Origin of the sequence: Rothia endophytica, assembly GCF_928381505.1 — a bacterium.
Taxonomy (GTDB): domain Bacteria; phylum Actinomycetota; class Actinomycetes; order Actinomycetales; family Micrococcaceae; genus Rothia; species Rothia endophytica_A.
Map to the genome: position 1 here is coordinate 336362 of NZ_CAKMSJ010000001.1, position 17387 is coordinate 353748.

At 58.0% G+C, this 17387-nt stretch carries 18 protein-coding genes and 1 tRNA gene; 4 read left to right on the forward strand and 15 right to left on the reverse strand.

Annotated features, from left to right (window positions below):
* Positions 1-7: 7 nt before the first annotated feature.
* The 12 genes from L6990_RS01510 to L6990_RS01565 form a co-directional block, all read right to left on the reverse strand.
* Complete coding sequence (locus L6990_RS01510) at positions 8-652, reverse strand: GNAT family N-acetyltransferase (RefSeq protein WP_237202304.1); 645 nt, start codon at positions 650-652, stop codon at positions 8-10.
* Between the two features lie 183 nt (positions 653-835).
* A complete protein-coding gene (locus L6990_RS01515; protein ID WP_237202305.1) occupies positions 836-1396 on the reverse strand; it encodes a PTS sugar transporter subunit IIA in 561 nt (186 codons plus the stop codon).
* 148 nt (positions 1397-1544) lie between these two features.
* On the reverse strand, positions 1545-3017 hold the full coding sequence (locus L6990_RS01520; RefSeq protein ID WP_237202306.1) for a glycoside hydrolase family 32 protein: 1473 nt from the start codon (positions 3015-3017) through the stop codon (positions 1545-1547).
* A 150-nt stretch (positions 3018-3167) separates the two neighbouring features.
* Positions 3168-4190 (reverse strand): endonuclease/exonuclease/phosphatase family protein, encoded by a 1023-nt coding sequence (locus tag L6990_RS01525; RefSeq protein WP_237202307.1) that lies wholly within the window; start codon positions 4188-4190, stop codon positions 3168-3170.
* A 180-nt stretch (positions 4191-4370) separates the two neighbouring features.
* Entirely contained in the window at positions 4371-4748 is a 378-nt protein-coding gene (gene rplL / locus L6990_RS01530; RefSeq protein WP_237202308.1) for a 50S ribosomal protein L7/L12, read from the reverse strand.
* Between the two features lie 119 nt (positions 4749-4867).
* Positions 4868-5377 (reverse strand): 50S ribosomal protein L10, encoded by a 510-nt coding sequence (gene rplJ, locus L6990_RS01535; RefSeq protein ID WP_237202309.1) that lies wholly within the window; start codon positions 5375-5377, stop codon positions 4868-4870.
* Positions 5378-5639: 262 nt separating this feature from the next.
* Positions 5640-6656, reverse strand: coding sequence for an ABC transporter ATP-binding protein (locus L6990_RS01540; RefSeq protein WP_440480468.1), 1017 nt, complete (start codon positions 6654-6656; stop codon positions 5640-5642).
* Positions 6657-6804: 148 nt separating this feature from the next.
* A complete protein-coding gene (gene rplA / locus L6990_RS01545) occupies positions 6805-7500 on the reverse strand; it encodes a 50S ribosomal protein L1 (protein WP_237202311.1) in 696 nt (231 codons plus the stop codon).
* A 137-nt stretch (positions 7501-7637) separates the two neighbouring features.
* Positions 7638-8066: a 50S ribosomal protein L11 gene (rplK, locus tag L6990_RS01550; RefSeq protein ID WP_237202312.1), complete on the reverse strand. Its 429-nt coding sequence runs from the start codon at positions 8064-8066 to the stop codon at positions 7638-7640.
* Positions 8067-8311: 245 nt separating this feature from the next.
* Positions 8312-9058: a transcription termination/antitermination protein NusG gene (nusG, locus tag L6990_RS01555; RefSeq protein WP_237202313.1), complete on the reverse strand. Its 747-nt coding sequence runs from the start codon at positions 9056-9058 to the stop codon at positions 8312-8314.
* Between the two features lie 100 nt (positions 9059-9158).
* Positions 9159-9422 (reverse strand): preprotein translocase subunit SecE, encoded by a 264-nt coding sequence (secE, locus tag L6990_RS01560; protein ID WP_237202314.1) that lies wholly within the window; start codon positions 9420-9422, stop codon positions 9159-9161.
* A 74-nt stretch (positions 9423-9496) separates the two neighbouring features.
* Positions 9497-9569: transfer RNA gene (locus tag L6990_RS01565), tRNA-Trp, on the reverse strand.
* A gap of 266 nt (positions 9570-9835) precedes the next feature.
* Between L6990_RS01565 and L6990_RS01570 the strand changes: the two genes are divergently transcribed.
* Positions 9836-11038 carry a pyridoxal phosphate-dependent aminotransferase gene (locus tag L6990_RS01570; protein ID WP_237202315.1) on the forward strand — a complete coding sequence of 401 codons (1203 nt, stop codon included), beginning with the start codon at positions 9836-9838 and terminating at the stop codon, positions 11036-11038.
* Positions 11039-11437: 399 nt separating this feature from the next.
* Positions 11438-12469, forward strand: a complete 1032-nt coding sequence (locus L6990_RS01575; protein WP_237202316.1) for a 6-phosphofructokinase — start codon at positions 11438-11440, stop codon at positions 12467-12469.
* A 105-nt stretch (positions 12470-12574) separates the two neighbouring features.
* Here L6990_RS01575 and ygfZ read toward each other — a convergent pair whose 3' ends face one another.
* The 3 genes from ygfZ to L6990_RS01590 all read right to left on the reverse strand — a co-directional run bounded on the left by ygfZ (position 12575) and on the right by L6990_RS01590 (position 15437).
* Complete coding sequence (gene ygfZ / locus L6990_RS01580; protein ID WP_237202317.1) at positions 12575-13726, reverse strand: CAF17-like 4Fe-4S cluster assembly/insertion protein YgfZ; 1152 nt, start codon at positions 13724-13726, stop codon at positions 12575-12577.
* A gap of 23 nt (positions 13727-13749) precedes the next feature.
* The gene (locus L6990_RS01585) at positions 13750-14427 is read right to left on the reverse strand and encodes an FABP family protein (RefSeq protein WP_237202318.1); all 678 of its coding nucleotides are present in this window, start codon (positions 14425-14427) and stop codon (positions 13750-13752) included.
* A gap of 257 nt (positions 14428-14684) precedes the next feature.
* Entirely contained in the window at positions 14685-15437 is a 753-nt protein-coding gene (locus L6990_RS01590) for a hypothetical protein (RefSeq protein ID WP_237202319.1), read from the reverse strand.
* A gap of 144 nt (positions 15438-15581) precedes the next feature.
* On the opposite strand from L6990_RS01590, the gene L6990_RS01595 reads away from it, so the two are divergent.
* Both L6990_RS01595 and mshD read left to right on the forward strand, forming a co-directional pair.
* Positions 15582-16268: a winged helix-turn-helix transcriptional regulator gene (locus L6990_RS01595; protein ID WP_237202320.1), complete on the forward strand. Its 687-nt coding sequence runs from the start codon at positions 15582-15584 to the stop codon at positions 16266-16268.
* A 110-nt stretch (positions 16269-16378) separates the two neighbouring features.
* On the forward strand, positions 16379-17353 hold the full coding sequence (gene mshD / locus L6990_RS01600; RefSeq protein WP_237202321.1) for a mycothiol synthase: 975 nt from the start codon (positions 16379-16381) through the stop codon (positions 17351-17353).
* Positions 17354-17387: the final 34 nt, after the last annotated feature.

The window sequence follows — 17387 nt, forward strand, 5'->3', positions numbered from 1 at the left end:
CAGCTTTCTAGCGTCCTGCAGGGTTATTTTTGGAGACCTGGGTGACCGGTGCAGGGTGCAGCATCCCCAAGACCGGTTTACCACTCTTGAAGCGGAAGAGCTCCACAAAACCGTGCTTGGCGTACAGCTTGGCGCTGCGATAGGTGGACGCTTCTAGGTAGGCAGGTAACTCACCCAGCTGGGAGCGGCGGAAATCGAGCAAGTGAGAACCGATAGAGTGCCCACGAGCGTCCTCATGCACACCGATGGTATAGAGGAGCCAGTGAGGGAACTTGGGCCGTGCGGCCAGGAGTTTCAGATCGACGATAGCGGCTCGCAGTAGGCCCGGCCCTAGAATCTTTGCGTATTCGGGCAGTGACCTGATTTCGTCGACCAAGCCGCCCTTTTGCCCCTCCGGGGAGAGCCAGAGAGCTGTGCCTAAGACCTTACCCTCCTCGGTCACTGCCACATCGATGGTGCCCTTAGGTCCGTAGGTGTGACGGATCTGGAAGTCGAAGAGATCCCGCACCTTCTGGCGTTTGCCGTCACCTCCCATGACATTGTTCATCACCGGGTCATGCTCAAAAGCGTTAGTGAGAGCGTCAATGACGCCGGGCCAGTCAGCCTCGGTTGCCTGACGGACGGTGAAGCGGTAGCTGTTTTCTTCTGCCATGGTTCCTTGGTTCTTTCCTCTGGTTCTAAAGGTGCACGAAATCCTGTGAATATTTCTAATTATCCACAGATTGACCGTGCTAGCGTTGTGACGCGCAGAGAACAGCAAAGCGCCGTTTCCCTCTGATTTTATACAGGAGAAACGGCGCTTCTCTTAAAGTTTGAAGACCTCTACGGCGGGGCTTTAGCCCTGGCGCTCTACGGCAAGGAAGGCATCGCCTGCGGCGACCTGGCTACCCACGTTGAGCGCCTGCACCGATGAGGTGGCGGTCTTAGCATTGGTAATAACCAGCGGGGTGGTAACGGGGTATCCCGCAGCCTTGACCTCTTCTAGGTCAAACTCCACCAACACGTCTCCGCGCTTGACTTCAGCGCCCTTTTCGGCCTTAGCGTTGAAGAACTTGCCGTCGAGTTCAACGGTGTCAAAGCCTACGTGAATCAGGATTTCCAGGCCATCAGTGGTACGAATACCAAATGCGTGGCCGGTGGGGAAAGCAACCGTTACAGTGCCATCAGCAGGGGCTACTACGGTGCCGCTGACCGGTTCGATGGCTGCACCGGGGCCCAGGGCACCGGAAGCAAACATCTGGTCAGATACGCCCGACAGTTCTACCACGGTGCCGCCCAAGGGAGCACTGAGATCACTAGCAGCAGCGGTCTGCACCGCAGGGGTTTCAGCCGGTAGCGCGGGGGCAGGCTCTGCCTGCTCGTTACCGCCAAAGATTTTTTTGAAAAAGCCTGCCATGGTGCACCTCATCGTCTGTGGTTGGGGTAGTGACCGTCTTTACGGTTTCTTCTGTCACACTATCACTACTAATAAAAGGATTGCAGTTTTTTACCCGGCAGCACTTTCCATAAAGTGACAAAAGTTTCGCCGAGCACCCGCGAAGAGCCTAATCTGCGCGTCGAGCAAATTCCAGCGAGAGCACCGGCCCCTGCACCCGGACGGTTCGCTTGGTACCGGTGAAGTAAACCCGGGATGCAAAGGCAGCGGCTCCCCCATCAACAAAGAGCTCAGTAGCTGAAGCGTCAATGAGTAAATCGAAGGTACGTTCTGCGGCTTTCCCCAGGGTACGGCGGCGGTCGGTGCCACCAACCGTGTATCGGGAGCCAGCCCGGGACAGGGCGGCACCGGTTGCATCGAGGGTGATATCAAGAGCCTGCCCGGTGGCGTCCTCCACCGTAATATGGGCAGGGGTCCCTGCAACCTTCACGGTGCCCCGCAACCTAAAGACACGAGCGTCCTTAGCTTCAATAATTTCCCCGCCGGATGCCGGGTTTACCGGCACTGGAGCCAGTACGCGGTCAAGTTGGGGCACGGGGTTTTGCAGCAACTGACCACCCCGCAGAGTTAGCGTGCGCGGGTAGGTTTGCATGTGCACCCAGTGGTTTTCCCAGGAAGGCTGATCATCTTGGTCAGCGTTGCCCAGCCAGCCCTGCAAAATCGCCTGGGAACCATCTGCTCCCACCCCGTGGAAGCACTGGGGGGCGTAGAACTCGGTGCCGGCGTCCAGTTCGGTGAAGGGGGTGGTGACCTCAAAATGGGTACCGGTGAGGGTGCCGACCACGTAGCCGGTCTGGAAGATATTGTTGTACTTCTCCCCGTCCGCTTCCATACCCTGGGGGCTGAAAATCAGCACGTCCTTGAGCTCGCCGCTTTCTTCATCGCGCAGCTGAATCAGGCCGGGGCATTCGTACATGTAGCCCAAATCCGCCAAAGCAGGGTCTGTAAAAATAATTTCTCCGGCGAAGTCCCAGTTGCGGCGGTCAGTGGAACGGTAGATCACCACGGCTCCGGTTTCGTCCTCGCGCTGGGCGCCGATGACGGCGTAGAAGGTGCCGTCGCGCTCCACTACGTGGGGGTCGCGGTAGTGGGCGGTGTAGCCCTCTTCAGGGCCGTTGATAAAGACCTCTTGCTTGGTGAAGGTCTTGCCCTGGTCAGGGGAGGTAAAGAGTACCTGGTAGGCTTCGCGGTTGCCCGCTTCGTCCTTGACGTTGCCGGTGTAGAAGAACTCGAAGGTGCCGTCCTCACCCACGAAGCCTGAACCGGAGTAGCAACCGTTCTTGTCGAACCAGTCGGTGGGGGCGATGGCGGTGCCGCGGTCCTGCCAGTGGGTCAGGTCGTCGCTGGTGGCGTAGCGCCAGAAGACGGCGCGGGTGGGGTGTACCGGTGAGTACTGGTAGAAGGCGTGGTAGAGCCCGTCTTTATAAATCAGCCCGTTGGGGTCGTTAAGGCGGCCAACGGGGGGTGCCAGGTGCAGGGCCGGGTAGTCGGGGTCGGTGCGGACCTGCTCATGGTAGGTGGCATAGGCTTGCTCGGCAGCGGCGAGTAGTTCGGCGGCGTCCGGACGTCCGGGTTTAGTCACGCGGGGCTCCTTGGGTGGGGTGCGGTGGCGGGCTCTGTCAATCGTTTGTCATACCCAGCTTACCTCCTGCCCTCCTTCTAGGTCCGGGGTAGCGGCTTGCAGTGCAGACCGGCAAATATCCCAGATTATGTTATGTGCTAGCCCACGCCCCTACCTACAAAGGTCCACGAGGGCGCTCACTGCCAGGTGGTCAGATTCACCCACCTGCTGGTAGGTGATTTCTTTCCCGCCTGCAGGTGCTCCCTGCATCACCATGACGTGATCAATAGGGGCTCTCATTCCCAGTACCCCGCCCACCGGCCAGGTGCCCTCTACCTGGTCAGTGGCCAAGGCGGCGTCCACCCCCAGCAGTGAGTGTGCTCCCGAGTAGCTGGCCAAGCTGCCGTGCAACAGGGTGGCGTTGAAGTCGCCGGCTATCAGGTCGAGGCTCGCTTCTTCGCGGGCCAGCCGGTCAATCGTAGCGAGATCTTCACGCCACTGCTGCATGTAGGCAGGGACGGGCGGGGCGGTGTGCACCGCCAGCAGTGAGGGGTGGCCGGTATCTTCGTTTTCGGGAGCCAGCATCAGGGCTCCGAAGGTCATGGGCATCTCCTGAGCGGTGTAGGTACCCAGCCTGTCGCTGACCAGGGTCAGGGTGGGAGCAATGTGGATCTTCTCACTGGTGGATGCGAACACCTGGTAGCCCGGTACCCCACCGGCTAGAGCGGGCGTGTCGGGTGAGACTTCGGGGAGCACCAGAAAATCCGGTTGATCGGCCAGTAGCCGGGCCAGGCTCTGGTCGGTGAGGGTGTCGAGGGCGTTATAGGTGGTGACCCGGTAGATCTGCATATTGACGCAGCCGATGGCAGGCACCCCGCCTGCCCGATATCGCACAGCTCCGTAGGGGTCAATCACCGCCAGCAGGGTAGAAGCGGCACAGGCTAGTGCCGTCAGCCCGGCGAGGCAGCGGGTGATTGTGCTGGTTCTAGAGCGCAGGGCGACCAGCAGGGCCGTTATCAGGACGCCCGCCCCGGCTACTGCAAGCAGGGCGGGGAAGGCAACGGCCTGAGCTATGACCAGGCGGGTGGTCAGCCAGGCTGTGGCCGGGTGACCCGCCCATAGAAGGATAGCTAGCCAGGTCAGAAAACCTGCCAACAGCAGGCACCAGAGCACACGAATCAGAGTCTTACCCATGACCCCAGCCTAGCTAAAACCAGCAGGCAGGGGAAGAAACGGGTAGCGGCGTCCGTCCTTTATGCCCCCGGCAAGGCTGGCCGCCACATTAGGTGCAAGGCGGTATTTCTTAAAAGCCGCAAGGGCGGCAACCCATAACGGGTGCCGCCCCTGCGCCAAAGATAAGAAAAGTTAGAAACTTTACTTGAGGGTGACGGTTGCGCCTGCGCCCTCGAGAGCTTCCTTAGCCTTCTCAGCGTCTTCCTTGGAAGCGCCTTCGAGGACAGCCTTGGGAGCTGAGTCAACGAGGTCCTTAGCTTCCTTCAGGCCGAGTGAAGTCAGTGCACGAACTTCCTTGATAACGCCGATCTTCTTGTCGCCAGCTGATTCGAGAATAACGTCGAATTCGCTCTGCTCTTCAGCAGCAGCAGCTTCGCCGCCAGCGGCACCAGCAACAGCAACGGGAGCTGCAGCGGTTACATCGAATTCTTCTTCAAATGCCTTGACGAATTCTGAAACCTCAACGAGTGACAGTTCTTTGAATGCTTCAATGAGTTCTTCGATTGAAAGCTTAGCCATGAGATTGGCTCCTTCTTTTAATTCAGTTGCAAGCCTAAATTTTTCAGCCTGCGAGCTTGAAAATTATGCTGACCCATATGGGGCCAAAAGTCTATAAAAAGTGACAAACAACCGGGTGATTACTCAGCCTCGGGTGAAGCACCTTCCTGCTCTTCGAGCTTGATACGCAGAGCGTCAACGGTGCGAGCAACCTTAGCGATTGCACCCTTCGCGCCGCCTGCGACCTTTGCAAGAAGTACCTCGCGTGATTCGAGGCTTGCAAACTTGTTGATACCAGCTTCGTCGAGGGATTCACCCTCGAAGTAACCGCTCTTAACGATCAGCTGGGGGTTAGCCTTGGCAAAGTCACGCAGACCCTTCGCAGCATCAATGAAGTCTCCCTTGATGAATGCGATTGCGCTAGGGCCGTGGAGCTGACCATCGAATGCGTCGATGCCAACTTCCTTAGCCGCGATAGCGGTCAGAGTGTTCTTTACCACGGCGTACTCGGTCTCAGCACCCAGTGCGCGACGAAGATCCTTCATCTGTGCAACGGTGAGACCACGGTACTCGGTGAGAATTACGCCGTTTGAGGATTCAAGGAGTTCCTTGATCTCGGAAACAGCAGCAATCTTTTCCTGTGTTGCCATGGTGTTCCTTCCAGTTCTTATCCCGCCGGGCTAACAAAAAATGCCCCGACGCGCAGGCATCGAGGCATAATACACCCCAGAAAATTTCTGGTGAGTATTGTTTTATCGGCACCTACGCAGGTGGCTCCTTGTGAGCCCTTATCGTGTTCTTCCGTGAAGAAGGCACAGACCGGCGGTCTTTGGTTATTCCATCTAACCACGGATTCCCGTAGAGAGGCAAGCTGTTTGCGCCCTTAAGCGGGCTTAATCACGTTCTTTATGTCTATGCCGAGAAGATATGGAGAGCAGCGGGGTCTATATCCACATTAAGGCTACGCCCCGGCTCCACATACCGTGTTGAGGGTAGCAGAGCAGTCAGCACAGTACCCTGGGGGATGGTAAGCTCCCCGCCCTCGGTGGCTACCCGAGCCTCATAAGAAGTCTCTATGTCTACCCTTAGACCGGCAGTATGCTGCCAGCTGCTGCGAACTTCGGCAGTAAGGCTCCCGCGCCGTCCAGCACGTACAAAGGCAAAGGCAGTCAGCCCCGCACGGACGTTCTGCCCAGCTAACTGCGCATCAAACGAATTGTAGAGAGGGAAAACCAGCTGAGCGACCTCCGCGGAGACAGGAGAAGTCAGTATCTGCTCTGGGGTCCCCACCTGGGCTAGACGTCTGCCCGATAGAACGGCTACCTGTTGGCCCATCTGTAGGGCTTCGTTTTGGTCGTGGGTGACATAAATGCCGGTAAAACCAAGTTGCGTATGTAAGAGCTGCACATCAGTGCGAATACCGGCACTGCTCGCTTCATCAACGCTTGAAAGCGGCTCATCAAAGAGGACCACCGGCGTGCGTCGCACCAGAGCGCGGGCAATACCTGCCCGCTGCGCCTGCCCGCCCGATAGCTGAGCGGGTTTCTTCTTTAGGTGGTCTCCCAACCCCAGGGTTTGCACCAGAGAGGTGTAATGCTCCCGGTCCAGAGGTGCAGACTTTTTGAGGCGGAAGGCAAAAAGGATATTCTCTTCGATACTCAGGTGGGGGTAGAGCACAGGTTTCTGGAAGACCAGAGCAGTTTGCCCTGGCACCAGAGTCTGCCCGCCGAAGCTGATGGTGCCCGCGTTAGGTTCTTCCAGTCCAGCAATAAGACGCAACAGTGTAGATTTACCGGCACCAGAGGCTCCCAGGAGGGCCAGCAACTGACCAGTAGACAAAGTCAGGTCAAGACCGTCTAGAACGGTGCTGCCATCATAGTTCTTGCTGATACCGGCAAGGTGCAGTGCTGGTTGATTCATGGTCTCCATTATCCCAGTGAGTGTGCACTTTAGTGACGACCGTGCAGCTTTAAGACCCACGCTCGGCGATAAGGTACACGTTCGCCCCTGAACAAAAAGGCAGGCTCCCCGCCTGAGCGGGGAGCCTGCCTCAAAGACTAAGACTAGAAAACTAGACTTATGCAGCTACGGTCGCGGGGTCAACGGGGACGCCGGGGCCGAAGGTGGTTGCAACGGTAACCTTCGAGATGTAGCGGCCCTTAGCCGATGAAGGCTTGAGGCGGTTGATCTCTTCAAGAGCTGCTTCGAAGTTCTCGGTCAGCTGCTGCTCGGTGAAGGAAGCCTTACCGATGATGAAGTGCAGGTTGGAGTTACGGTCAACGCGGAAGTCGATCTTGCCGCCCTTGATGTCGTTAACAGCCTTGGTGACGTCCATGGTCACGGTGCCGGTCTTGGGGTTAGGCATGAGGTTACGGGGACCAAGTACCTTACCCAGGCGGCCTACCTTGCCCATGAGGTTGGGGGTAGCAACCGCTGCGTCGAAGTCAACCCAGCCGCCAGCAATCTTTGCGATCAGGTCGTCTGAACCAACGTAGTCTGCGCCAGCTGCTTCAGCTTCTGCAGCCTTCTCGCCTTCAGCCAGAACAACCACGCGAGCGGTCTTACCGGTGCCGTTGGGCAGGTTTACGGTGCCGCGGACCATCTGGTCTGCCTTGCGGGGGTCAACGCCCAGACGCAGTGCAACCTCAACGGTTGAGTGGGGCTTCTCTGCTGCGATTTCCTTTGCAACTGCAATAGCCTCTGCGGGTGCGTAAAGCTTCTCCGCATCGATCTTTGCTACAGCTGCCTCGTACGCTTTGCTGCGCTTTGCCATCTGCTTTTCTCCTTTGCAGGTGTGGTCTCTTATGAGCCGCGCTCGGCTCTGCCACTTGCCTTCCCCGTGGCCGGGGTTAGGCTTCTAATAATTTGTCTTGGGTGAGGCGTCAGCCTCGTCTCAGCGAGAGGCTGAGATTAGTCGATGGTGATGCCCATTGAACGTGCGGTACCCATGATGATCTTTGATGCTGCATCAAGGTCGTTAGCGTTCAGGTCTTCCATCTTGGTCTGTGCGATTTCGCGCACCTGGTCCATGTTGAGTGAACCGACCTTCTGGGTGTGGGGAACACCTGAGCCCTTGGGAACGCCAGCTGCCTTCTTGATGAGCTGCGCTGCGGGAGGGGTCTTGGTGATGAAGGTGAAGGAACGATCCTCGTAGACGGTGATTTCTACGGGGATGATGTTGCCGCGCTGTGATTCAGTTGCAGCGTTGTATGCCTTGCAGAATTCCATGATGTTGACGCCGTGCGCACCGAGTGCGGGGCCAACGGGGGGAGCCGGGTTAGCAGCGCCTGCCTGGATCTGCAGCTTAATGAGGCCTGAGACCTTCTTCTTGGGAGCCATTCTTGGTCCTTTTCATAGCTGGTGTACCGGCGCACAGGAGTATGCGTCGGCCGGTGGCGGCCGTGGCGCGGTCGCCTGCGTGTGGGCACCAAGCGTAGGTGCACACACAAACTTACATCTTAGTGGTTTTACTGGGCTTAAGCCAGGTGGTCACGGACGCCAGCGGTTAGCTCTTGCTCACAGAGGGAGCAAAAGAGCCGCTCTCCCCTACCGGGAAAGCGGCTCTTGATCTAGACCGTGCGGTCTTACATCTTGGTGACCTGAGCAAAGTTCAGGGTCACAGGGGTCTCGCGCTCGAAAACCGAGATGAGAACCACCAGCTGCTGGGAGGCAGCGTTGATTTCTGAAATGCTTGCGGGCATACCCTCGAAAGGGCCATCCTTAACGGTAACTGCTTCGCCGATTTCGAAACCGGTTTCGACAACAGGGGCAGCTGCCGGTGCAACACCGGCTTCCGCCTGCTCAGCTTCAAAGACAGGAGCTAGCATCTCAACGACCTCGTCGAGGCGCAGGGGGACGGGGTTGTAGGCGTCCTGCCCCACGAAGCCGGTAACACCGGGGGTGTGGCGTACAACGCCCCAGCTTTCGTCAGTGAGGTTCATGCGCACCAGCGCGTAGCCGGGAATGCGCACACGGCGGACCATCTTCTTGGAGGTGTTCTTGACCTCCATGACCTCTTCCATGGGCACCTGAACTTCGAAGATATCTTCATCAGCGTTCAGAGTCTGCACACGGGATTCGAGGTTAGCCTTCACCTTGTTCTCGTAGCCAGCGTAGGTGTGAACAACAAACCATTCGCCTTCCTGGCGGCGAAGCTTGGATTTGAATTCTTCAAGAGGATCAATGGCGGGTTCGTCATTAGCCTCAGCCGCTTCAACTTCTTCAACCACTTCTGCTGCTGCAACTTCAACAGCTTCGTGGCCCTCTTCGGTTGCCTGCTGGGCAGGTTCTACAACCTCATCGGCTTCGTGCTGCATTTCCTGCTCTGACACGCTTTCCTGCTTTCGTCTGTTGTCTATCGCGCACGTGCGCGTTCGTCTTGGTAAATGATTTTACGGGGTTAAGGCCGCTTTAGCCCAACTAAGTGGGCCCTTAGGCTACGCCGTTACCGAAAATCCAGAAGGCTCCCTGACCGAACAGGTAGTCAAGACCTGAAATCAGTAGGAGCATAAAGGCCACAAAGAGAAGAACGATAATCACGTACTGCACCAGTTCTTTACCGGTGGGTGTGGTTACTTTTTTGAGTTCGGCGATAACTTCGCGGAGGAACTGGAAGATGCGACCAAAGAAACCGGGGGTCTTTTCTGCGCCTTCTTCGTGAGAATCGGCGGTCCGAGCGGCGATTGATTTAGCCATGTGGGGCCCGCCCCTTTCTACTTCTTACCTATGAACAGATGTGTTCGGTTGAAAGAAAACCTGTGAGGCTTGAGCAGGGCGGACAGGACTCGAACCTGCAACCTGCGGTTTTGGAGACCGCTGCTCTACCAATTGAGCCACCGCCCTTTGAAAACATCTGTCTTCAAAGCGTCTGCGCTTCTTAGGGCACAAACCAGTGTTGTTCGGTTGCGAACAACGGTACCTACTGTACATCATCTTTTCTTGCTTTGGCAAAACCGGGCGGGCTGGGTCATAAGTTCAGTGTTTATGAGCCACAGCCCCCTATAAAGATGTGCTCACCGGCTGGAACTCCTATGCTAGAGATAGAGCCCCCTCAGGCAAGCGACCTCAACCCCGAGCCACCCTTTTATGGGATGAAAGCGAGATTCCCCATGTCTGCCCGCGTTTCACGCCGTATTGGCGCAATCGCCCCCTCAGCCACCCTAGCCGTTGACGCTAAAGCCAAGGCGCTCAAAGCTCAGGGTCGCCCCGTCATCGGTTTCGGCGCCGGTGAGCCAGACTTCCCCACCCCGGCCTACATTGTGGACGCGGCCCGCGAGGCCCTCAATGACCCCGCCAACTTCCGCTACACCCAGGCAGCCGGCCTACCCGCCCTTAAGCAGGCCATTGTCGAAAAGACTAAGCGTGATTCCGGTATCGACATCGACGCTTCTCAGGTCATTGTGACCAATGGTGGCAAGCAGGCGGTCTACCAGGCTTTCGCTACCGTCATTGACGAGGGCGACGACGTCCTGCTCCCTGCCCCCTACTGGACGACCTACCCCGAGGCTATCCGTCTCGCTGGTGGCAACCCCGTGGAAGTTTTTGCGGGTAGCGACCTGGAATACAAGGTCACCCCCGACATGCTTGAAGCTGCCTACACCGAGAAGACCAAGGCACTCATCTTTGTCTCCCCCTCCAACCCCACCGGTGCGGTCTACACCCCCGAGGAAACCAAGGCTATCGGTGAGTGGGCGCTGGAAAAGGGAATCATCGTACTGACCGATGAGATTTACGAGCACCTGACCTACGATGGCGTGCCCTTTACCTCCATCGTTGCTACCGTTCCTGCTCTTGCCGAGAACACCGTCATCCTCAACGGTGTTGCAAAGACCTACGCTATGACTGGCTGGCGCGTGGGCTGGATGATTGCCCCTGCCGATATCACCAAGGCAGCGACCAACCTGCAGTCCCATATGACCTCCAACGTCAACAACGTGGCTCAGATGGCAGCTCTCACCGCCGTTTCTGGTTCGCTGGACGCCGTCAACGAGATGCACACTGCGTTTGACCGCCGCCGAAAGGCTATTGTCGAAGGCCTGAATTCCATTGAAGGTGTTCACTGCCCCACCCCCAAGGGTGCCTTCTACGTCTACGCGGACGTCACCGGGCTACTGGGCAAGGAAATTGCGGGCAAGCGCCCGGAAACCTCCGCTGAGCTGGCCGAAATCATTCTGGAAGAAGCCGAAGTGGCTGTTGTGCCCGGCGAGGCTTTTGGCCCCTCAGGCTACCTGCGCCTCTCCTACGCCCTAGGTGATGACGACCTAGCAGAAGGCGTAGCGCGTATTCAAAAGCTGCTGGGCACCGCCAAGTAGGAGACAGAGGCCCAAGACCGCTGATCAGCACAGCAAAAAAGCAAGCTGGCTTGGGGCTGGCGTGAATCGCCTCGTGAGCGTCAGCGAACCGGGTGAGAGGGTCAGCTTGCTCTTGTTGTGCTGGTTAGCGGTCGAACTATTTAAATCTTGTGGGGGCGAGGTGCCAGCCTGCTTCTCAGCTTTAGCTCGCGACTTGCCAATAAAGTTGCTTCTGACCCTAAGGCAGAGGTTAGAAACATACAACACAACCCAGCCCACAGCTACCCACTCAAGACCAAATTTACTAGAATGGAAACCAACAAAGACCAACATGTTTGAGTCAGGTTGACCGACTTGTCCAAATGCGCTGGTCACAGAAACCATCATTCCCTTTCAAGGAATATTTTAGGAGATCCTCCCATGAAGATCGGTCTGCTCACCTCCGGCGGCGACTGCCCCGGCCTCAACGCTGTTATTCGCGGTGCTGTGCTCAATGGCGTCAAAACCTACGGTGACGAATTCGTTGGCTTCCGCGATGGCTGGCGCGGTGTTGTTGAGGGTGACTTCATGGACCTTCCCCGCACCAAGGTGCGCGGTCTGGCTCGTGTGGGCGGCACCATTCTGGGCACCTCTCGCACCAACCCCTTTGACGGCCCCAACGGTGGCGCTGAAAACATCGAAATCATGATGGAACGCAACGGCATTGACGCCATTGTTGCTATCGGTGGCGAAGGTACCCTGGCTGGCGCGAAGCGTCTTGCTGACGCTGGTCTCCCCGTGGTAGGCGTCCCCAAGACCATTGATAACGACCTACAGGCCACCGACTACACCTTCGGTTTTGATACTGCAGTTTCTATCGCAACTGATGCTCTGGACCGTCTGCGCACCACCGGCGAATCTCATCACCGTGCCATGGTTGCTGAGGTCATGGGCCGCCACGTGGGTTGGATTGCCCTGCACTCAGGTATGTCCGGTGGCGCCCACGCCATTCTGATCCCTGAGGTCAAGGTTTCGATGGAAGAGGTAGCTGTCTGGGTTAAGGAAGTTCACGACCGCGGCCGCTCCCCCCTGGTTGTTGTCGCTGAGGGCTTCATCCCCGAAGGCTTCGATGATGTTCTTGCTGGTAAGGGTGCAGAGAAGGACGGCCGCCCCCGCCTGGGCGGTATTGGTGAGTACGTCACTCAGGAGATTGAGCGCATCACCGGCATCGAAACCCGCAACACCACCCTGGGCCACATTCAGCGCGGTGGCGCACCTACCGGGTTTGACCGTGTGCTCTCCACCCGTCTGGGTATCCAGGTCGTGGATATGATTCACGATAAGGAGTGGGGCAAGATGGTTGCTATGCAGGGCACCGATATCAAGCGCGTTGATTTCTCAGAGGCACTGGACGGTCTCAAGACCGTTCCCGCCTACCGTTACGAAGAAGCTAAGGTGCTCTTCGGCCGCTAAGTAGCAAAACTAAGCAGAGAAAAGCCGTCTGCCCCCAAAGGGGCAGGCGGCTTTTCTAAAGCTGATAACTGTTTGAGAATGCTTCAAGCTCTCCGATTCAGTCAGTTAACCTCGGAAGAAGTCTCCCATATTGCGGCGGCCTGCCACCTGGCCGGCGTCCGGAGCAACGATAACTGTCTGGGAGCAGGCGTAGTGGGTGGCGGGTGCCGGGTTGCCGTCCCCATCAAAATCACCGTCATCAATAGCGCGTAGCTCTTCGGCCGGATCAACCGACCGCTTGAGAAGAGCCAGTGCAATGGGGCCAGCTTCGTGGTGCAGGGCAACCGAACTGATAAAGCCCACCTTCTTCTCACCGGCAAAAACCGGAGTACCCACCCGGGGTAGGGTGTGTTCGGAGCCGTCAAGATCCAGGAAGGTCAGGCGGCGGGGCGGGTGGCCCAGGTTGTGTACGCGGGCCACGGTTTCCTGACCCTTATAGCAGCCCTTATTCATGTGAACGGCGGTGCGCATCATATCCAGTTCGTGTGGAATGGTGCGCTCATCGACCTCGGCGCCAAATCGAGGCCGCCACGCCTCAATACGCAGAGCATCGGCAGCCCAGGAGCCGGCGAGAGCCACCCCTTCAGTGGCATCCAGCAACTGGTGAGAGGGGACGACGGTCAGGTACCAGCCGTAGTCAGAGCCGGGGTGCTCTACCCCTGCCTGCGTATAGGTGTAGCCGCCCTCAGCCACACCGTTAGCCCAGGGGTCTTGCCAGACGATACCCCCGCGCAGGGCAGCCGGGGCACCCTCAACGGTGCGGGGGTCAAGGGTGCTGCCCAACGCCGCGTGGGTATCGGTACGGTTAGTAATTTCAACCTGTAGCATGAACTTCATGCGCTCCAGGTAGGCCGTGAGCTCTGCAGCAGCCGACCGCTCAGTGATAAGCCAGACCGCGCCGTCCTTCTCAACCGCCGCGGCCCAGAAGTCAATGCGGCCCTGGGGCGAGAGCAGCAGCAACTCAGTGCTCTGCCCCTCCCCCAGGTTGGTCAGCACCTGGCTAGAGAGGGTCGTGAGCCAGGACAGCCGGTCGGGCCCCTCCACCGTCACTACGCCCAACTGGGAATAGTCCACCAGGGTCAGGCGCACCTTACGTGCCAGGGCGCGCTGTTCGGCGTTGGGGTCACCGTAGTGGGCAGCGACGCCGGCGTCCGGCCCCAGGGCACCAAAAGCACCCTTGCGGCTGAGCAGGGGGCTGCGGTAATCGGTCTCAGTCATGTCTCTACTTTTCCAGCCGGGTTTTACTTGGATTCACCGTCACCGGGTTCATCGTCCAGGCTGCCGAACATGGTGGCACCCAGATCATCACCGGTCATGGATGAGGTCTTACGCAGCTCAGCTGAGGCATGCTTTTCCAGTTTGCGGGTTGCGGGGTTAGCGGTTTCCCAGTCCCACATGAGATTGCCGTTGACTAGGCCCCAGAGACGCACCGAACCGGCGTACTCCTTGGTGATGTCGTCCTGCAACATGTTGCCGGTCTGCATGCGCACCACCGGCCCCTTAATCATGCCCACGTAGTTCTCGGTAAGGCCGCCGGGGTGGGCAATGGTAGCAAGGATGTTGAAGCCGTCGTCCTCATTGCGCAGAGTTTCAACGGAGTCTGCGTCCTTGTGGACGGGCACCACGTCAGCGGGTACAAGGCCGGGGCCGACGTCCCCATCGACCTGGGCTCGGTCAATCTGCCAGAACCCGGTCTCGACGGTCAGCGGGCGCAGCTTTTGCCCCTGGTCGTCAAGTAAGAAGGACTCAGCACGGTACTCCACAAAAGGAAGGCCGTCTTGGGTGAAGGTGATAATCTGCCCGAAAGGGGTTTCCTCAGCTCCCTCGTACCAGAGGGAACCGGTGCCTTCCCAGGTGCCCAGCAGCCAGGAGAGGGGCACGAGTTCAGGGGTGAGATTTGAAGGAATTTCAATAGCCATAGCCACCAGTTTAGCCCGGGTGAGGGCGCTGGTCAGCGGCTTAGGCGGCGGGCGAAACAGCGCTCAGGGTTCAAACCCGTTTAGGGGTACGCAAAAGACCCCGCGCAACGGTGCACGGGGTCTTGAGGTAAGGGGTTTGTTACTTCTGGCCTCGGAACAGTCCGGTCAGCACGAAGCCGATGCAGGTGAAAATTGCTAGACCTGCCAGGCCCAGGAGGGTCAGAAAGAAGATTTCAAGTGCAAGAATACTCATACGGCTACCCTACCATGCGAGTGAGGAATGTCGCACATACGTAACCGATGACACCGATAAATGCCACCGGTGTTACGCCCAGGGTAATAGCGCCGCGGCGGGGGCCTTCTTTGGGGCCGGCAGAGATAACGCGTACTCCGATGAGCCCCAGTAGCACACCAACGATGATGCCGATGGAAACCACAGGCAGGCTACTGTTTTCAAGACGGGTCAGAGCAGCAAGCCCTACCCACCCCGCTACTGACACCGACGCCAGCACCCCGGTAACGCAGCTAATCACTGACTCTAGGCGTCCCACTGCCCCTTCACCGCGCGCCAGCTCTACCAGGAAGCTGGCAACAACACCCACAGCTGCGATGGCCGGTAGAGCCTCGAGAGGAAGGGAGCCATCAGTGAGCCAGGAATAGAGCACAGAGGTGGTGCCTGCCAGTAAAACAATGACCGAGTGAGAGGTAATACGGGTGCGGCCTCGCAGCTCGGCAATGCCCGTTGCCGCTGGCCACCCGCCAGCGATAAAGAGAACGGCGATAAAGCCCATGAGAGCAGCAGCCCAGGGCGCGATGGAGGCGGCAAGCACTAACCCCACCAGGGTTACCACCGCAGAAATGGCAACCAGCAGGTAGCGCGAACGCGGTGTAGCCCCAATTTTCCCCAGGGGGCCCTCATAGACCGTTTTTTGACGGGCTCGGCGTAGCCTGCTCAGCTCTGGCACAAAAGTGCGCATGGTTAGGGTGGAGGTGGGTTCTTTGGTAGACACTGGGGCCGTTCTTCTTACATAGTGGGGTGCGCGTTCTGTATTCATATCATCTTCCCGTATACCGAACCTTTTTATCAATGTTTGGGGTGGGGCGTTTTATACTTGCTGTTGGAGCGTTGAGCGCGCAGAAAGGCGGTGAGCTGTATGGTGCAGATTGTTCTGTTGAGCGATTCGGCGGTTGAGGGCAGCGATGTCGCCCCGTCCCTAGGCCTACTGACTCACGGTCTGACAGTTTTGCCGCTGAGCGCAGCAGCGCCAGTCGTAAGCTCGCATTCGCCCGATGTTGTGATGGTGGACGCCCGCGACCAGCTGGTAGCTGCCCGCAACTGCGCCCAGTTGCTCAAAGGTACCGGTTTAGCGACTCCCTTGATGATGGTACTCACTGAAGGCGGTCTAGCCGCTGTCTCAGCGCAGTGGATGGTCGATGATATTATGCTGGCCAGTGCTGGTCCAGCCGAATTAGAAGCCCGGCTACGTTTACTGGTGACACACAGCGCACCGGCAGAAACCCCGGATGAAACCGTGATTCGTGCCGGCGGCGTCACGGTGGATGAGGCGTCCTATTCCGCTCGGTTGCAGGGTTCCCCTCTGAACCTGACCTATAAAGAGTTCGAGCTTCTGAAGTTTTTGGTGCAGCATCAGGGGCGTGTTTTCACCAGGGCCCAGTTGCTCTCTGAGGTGTGGGGGTATGACTACTACGGTGGCACCCGCACCGTGGATGTCCATATCCGTCGCCTGCGATCCAAGTTGGGCCCTGACCACGAGCAGCTCATCACCACGGTCCGCAATGTGGGTTACAGCTTTAATTCCCCCCGACTCACTGATCGTTAGACGGGGGTGCCCGATAAATCTTTGACCTATTTTAGGCAAACCCACCCGGTAAGCGGGGGGCCGCTCCTAGTAGAGTGGTTTTAGGTAAAGAAGTGCAGGAGGGCACACCAGTGAGTTCAATAGATTTTCAATGGCAAGAACCGAGCAGTGCGACTGTTGAGCGGCTTGAAGCCCTAGCCCAGCGAGCCTTCAGCATCGATGAGGCTCAACCCTTCTCAGAACAGACCCTGGTTGAAGCCCGCAAGTGGTCTCGCGGGGAGAGCAGTGCAGTGCGCATTCTCGAAGCTCGTGAGGCGGGCGAAGCCAGAGGTTTTGCTGCTCTGGTTACTGACGGTGATAGCTGTCTTCTTGAGGCCGTCGTCGACCCCGAAGCCCGCGAGCGCGGTCTGGGCACAGCCCTCATTACCGAGGCCTTGACGCGGGTGGATGGAGAGGTAGCCGCCTGGGTGCACGGTGGGCCTGATGCTTCCAGTTCTGCAATGATTTCAGCCCAGAAGCTGGCTAAGAGCCAGGGGTTTGTGGCTCAGCGTGAGCTTTTTAAGATGGGGCTTGCCTTGACTGATGAGGCGCGTGCGAGCATCCTCGCTGAGGCTGAGGATGCTCCCCTACCTGCTGACATCAGCTTGGAGACCTACACCGAGAAGGACGCCGGTGGCTGGGTAGAGGCTAATGCTGCGGCTTTTGCTGATCACCCTGAGCAGGGAAAGCTAACTCTCAAAGATCTTGAGGAACGTACCGGTTCTGATTGGTTCAGGGCCGAGGGTTTCTTCTTAGCCAAAGATGGTGCGGGGAGCATTGCCGGTTCCCACTGGACCAAGATTCCGCCCCACCAGACCGGGGCGCTGGAGGGTGAGGTCTATGCCGTTGGTGTTACTCCCAGCTGGCAGGGTAAGGGGCTAGGGCGGTCGCTGACTCTAGCCGGTATGGCGTATTTGGCGCGGGCCCACTATGCCCCGGGTAAGAAACTCGACCGGGTTGTGCTTTACGTGGATGCAGAGAACTCCCCTGCTGTTGCCCTTTACCGCTCTCTCAGTTTCTCACCGCTGACGATTGATCGCCAATATCTGGCTACCACAGAACGCTAAACTTCATTTCAACTCCACACTGTAGGAAAAGGAC

What these genes read in the sequence shown, in the direction of transcription:
- L6990_RS01510 (WP_237202304.1), bottom strand. Translation starts at nt 652, where the DNA reads ATGGCAGAAGAAAACAGCTACCGCTTCACCGTCCGTCAGGCAACCGAG.
- L6990_RS01515 (WP_237202305.1), bottom strand. Translation starts at nt 1,396, where the DNA reads ATGGCAGGCTTTTTCAAAAAAATCTTTGGCGGTAACGAGCAGGCAGAG.
- L6990_RS01525 (WP_237202307.1), bottom strand. Translation starts at nt 4,190, where the DNA reads ATGGGTAAGACTCTGATTCGTGTGCTCTGGTGCCTGCTGTTGGCAGGT.
- rplL (WP_237202308.1), bottom strand. Translation starts at nt 4,748, where the DNA reads ATGGCTAAGCTTTCAATCGAAGAACTCATTGAAGCATTCAAAGAACTG.
- rplJ (WP_237202309.1), bottom strand. Translation starts at nt 5,377, where the DNA reads ATGGCAACACAGGAAAAGATTGCTGCTGTTTCCGAGATCAAGGAACTC.
- L6990_RS01540 (WP_440480468.1), bottom strand. Translation starts at nt 6,656, where the DNA reads ATGGAGACCATGAATCAACCAGCACTGCACCTTGCCGGTATCAGCAAG.
- rplA (WP_237202311.1), bottom strand. Translation starts at nt 7,500, where the DNA reads ATGGCAAAGCGCAGCAAAGCGTACGAGGCAGCTGTAGCAAAGATCGAT.
- rplK (WP_237202312.1), bottom strand. Translation starts at nt 8,066, where the DNA reads ATGGCTCCCAAGAAGAAGGTCTCAGGCCTCATTAAGCTGCAGATCCAG.
- secE (WP_237202314.1), bottom strand. Translation starts at nt 9,422, where the DNA reads ATGGCTAAATCAATCGCCGCTCGGACCGCCGATTCTCACGAAGAAGGC.
- L6990_RS01570 (WP_237202315.1), top strand. Translation starts at nt 9,836, where the DNA reads ATGTCTGCCCGCGTTTCACGCCGTATTGGCGCAATCGCCCCCTCAGCC.
- L6990_RS01575 (WP_237202316.1), top strand. Translation starts at nt 11,438, where the DNA reads ATGAAGATCGGTCTGCTCACCTCCGGCGGCGACTGCCCCGGCCTCAAC.
- ygfZ (WP_237202317.1), bottom strand. Translation starts at nt 13,726, where the DNA reads ATGACTGAGACCGATTACCGCAGCCCCCTGCTCAGCCGCAAGGGTGCT.
- L6990_RS01585 (WP_237202318.1), bottom strand. Translation starts at nt 14,427, where the DNA reads ATGGCTATTGAAATTCCTTCAAATCTCACCCCTGAACTCGTGCCCCTC.
- L6990_RS01595 (WP_237202320.1), top strand. Translation starts at nt 15,582, where the DNA reads ATGGTGCAGATTGTTCTGTTGAGCGATTCGGCGGTTGAGGGCAGCGAT.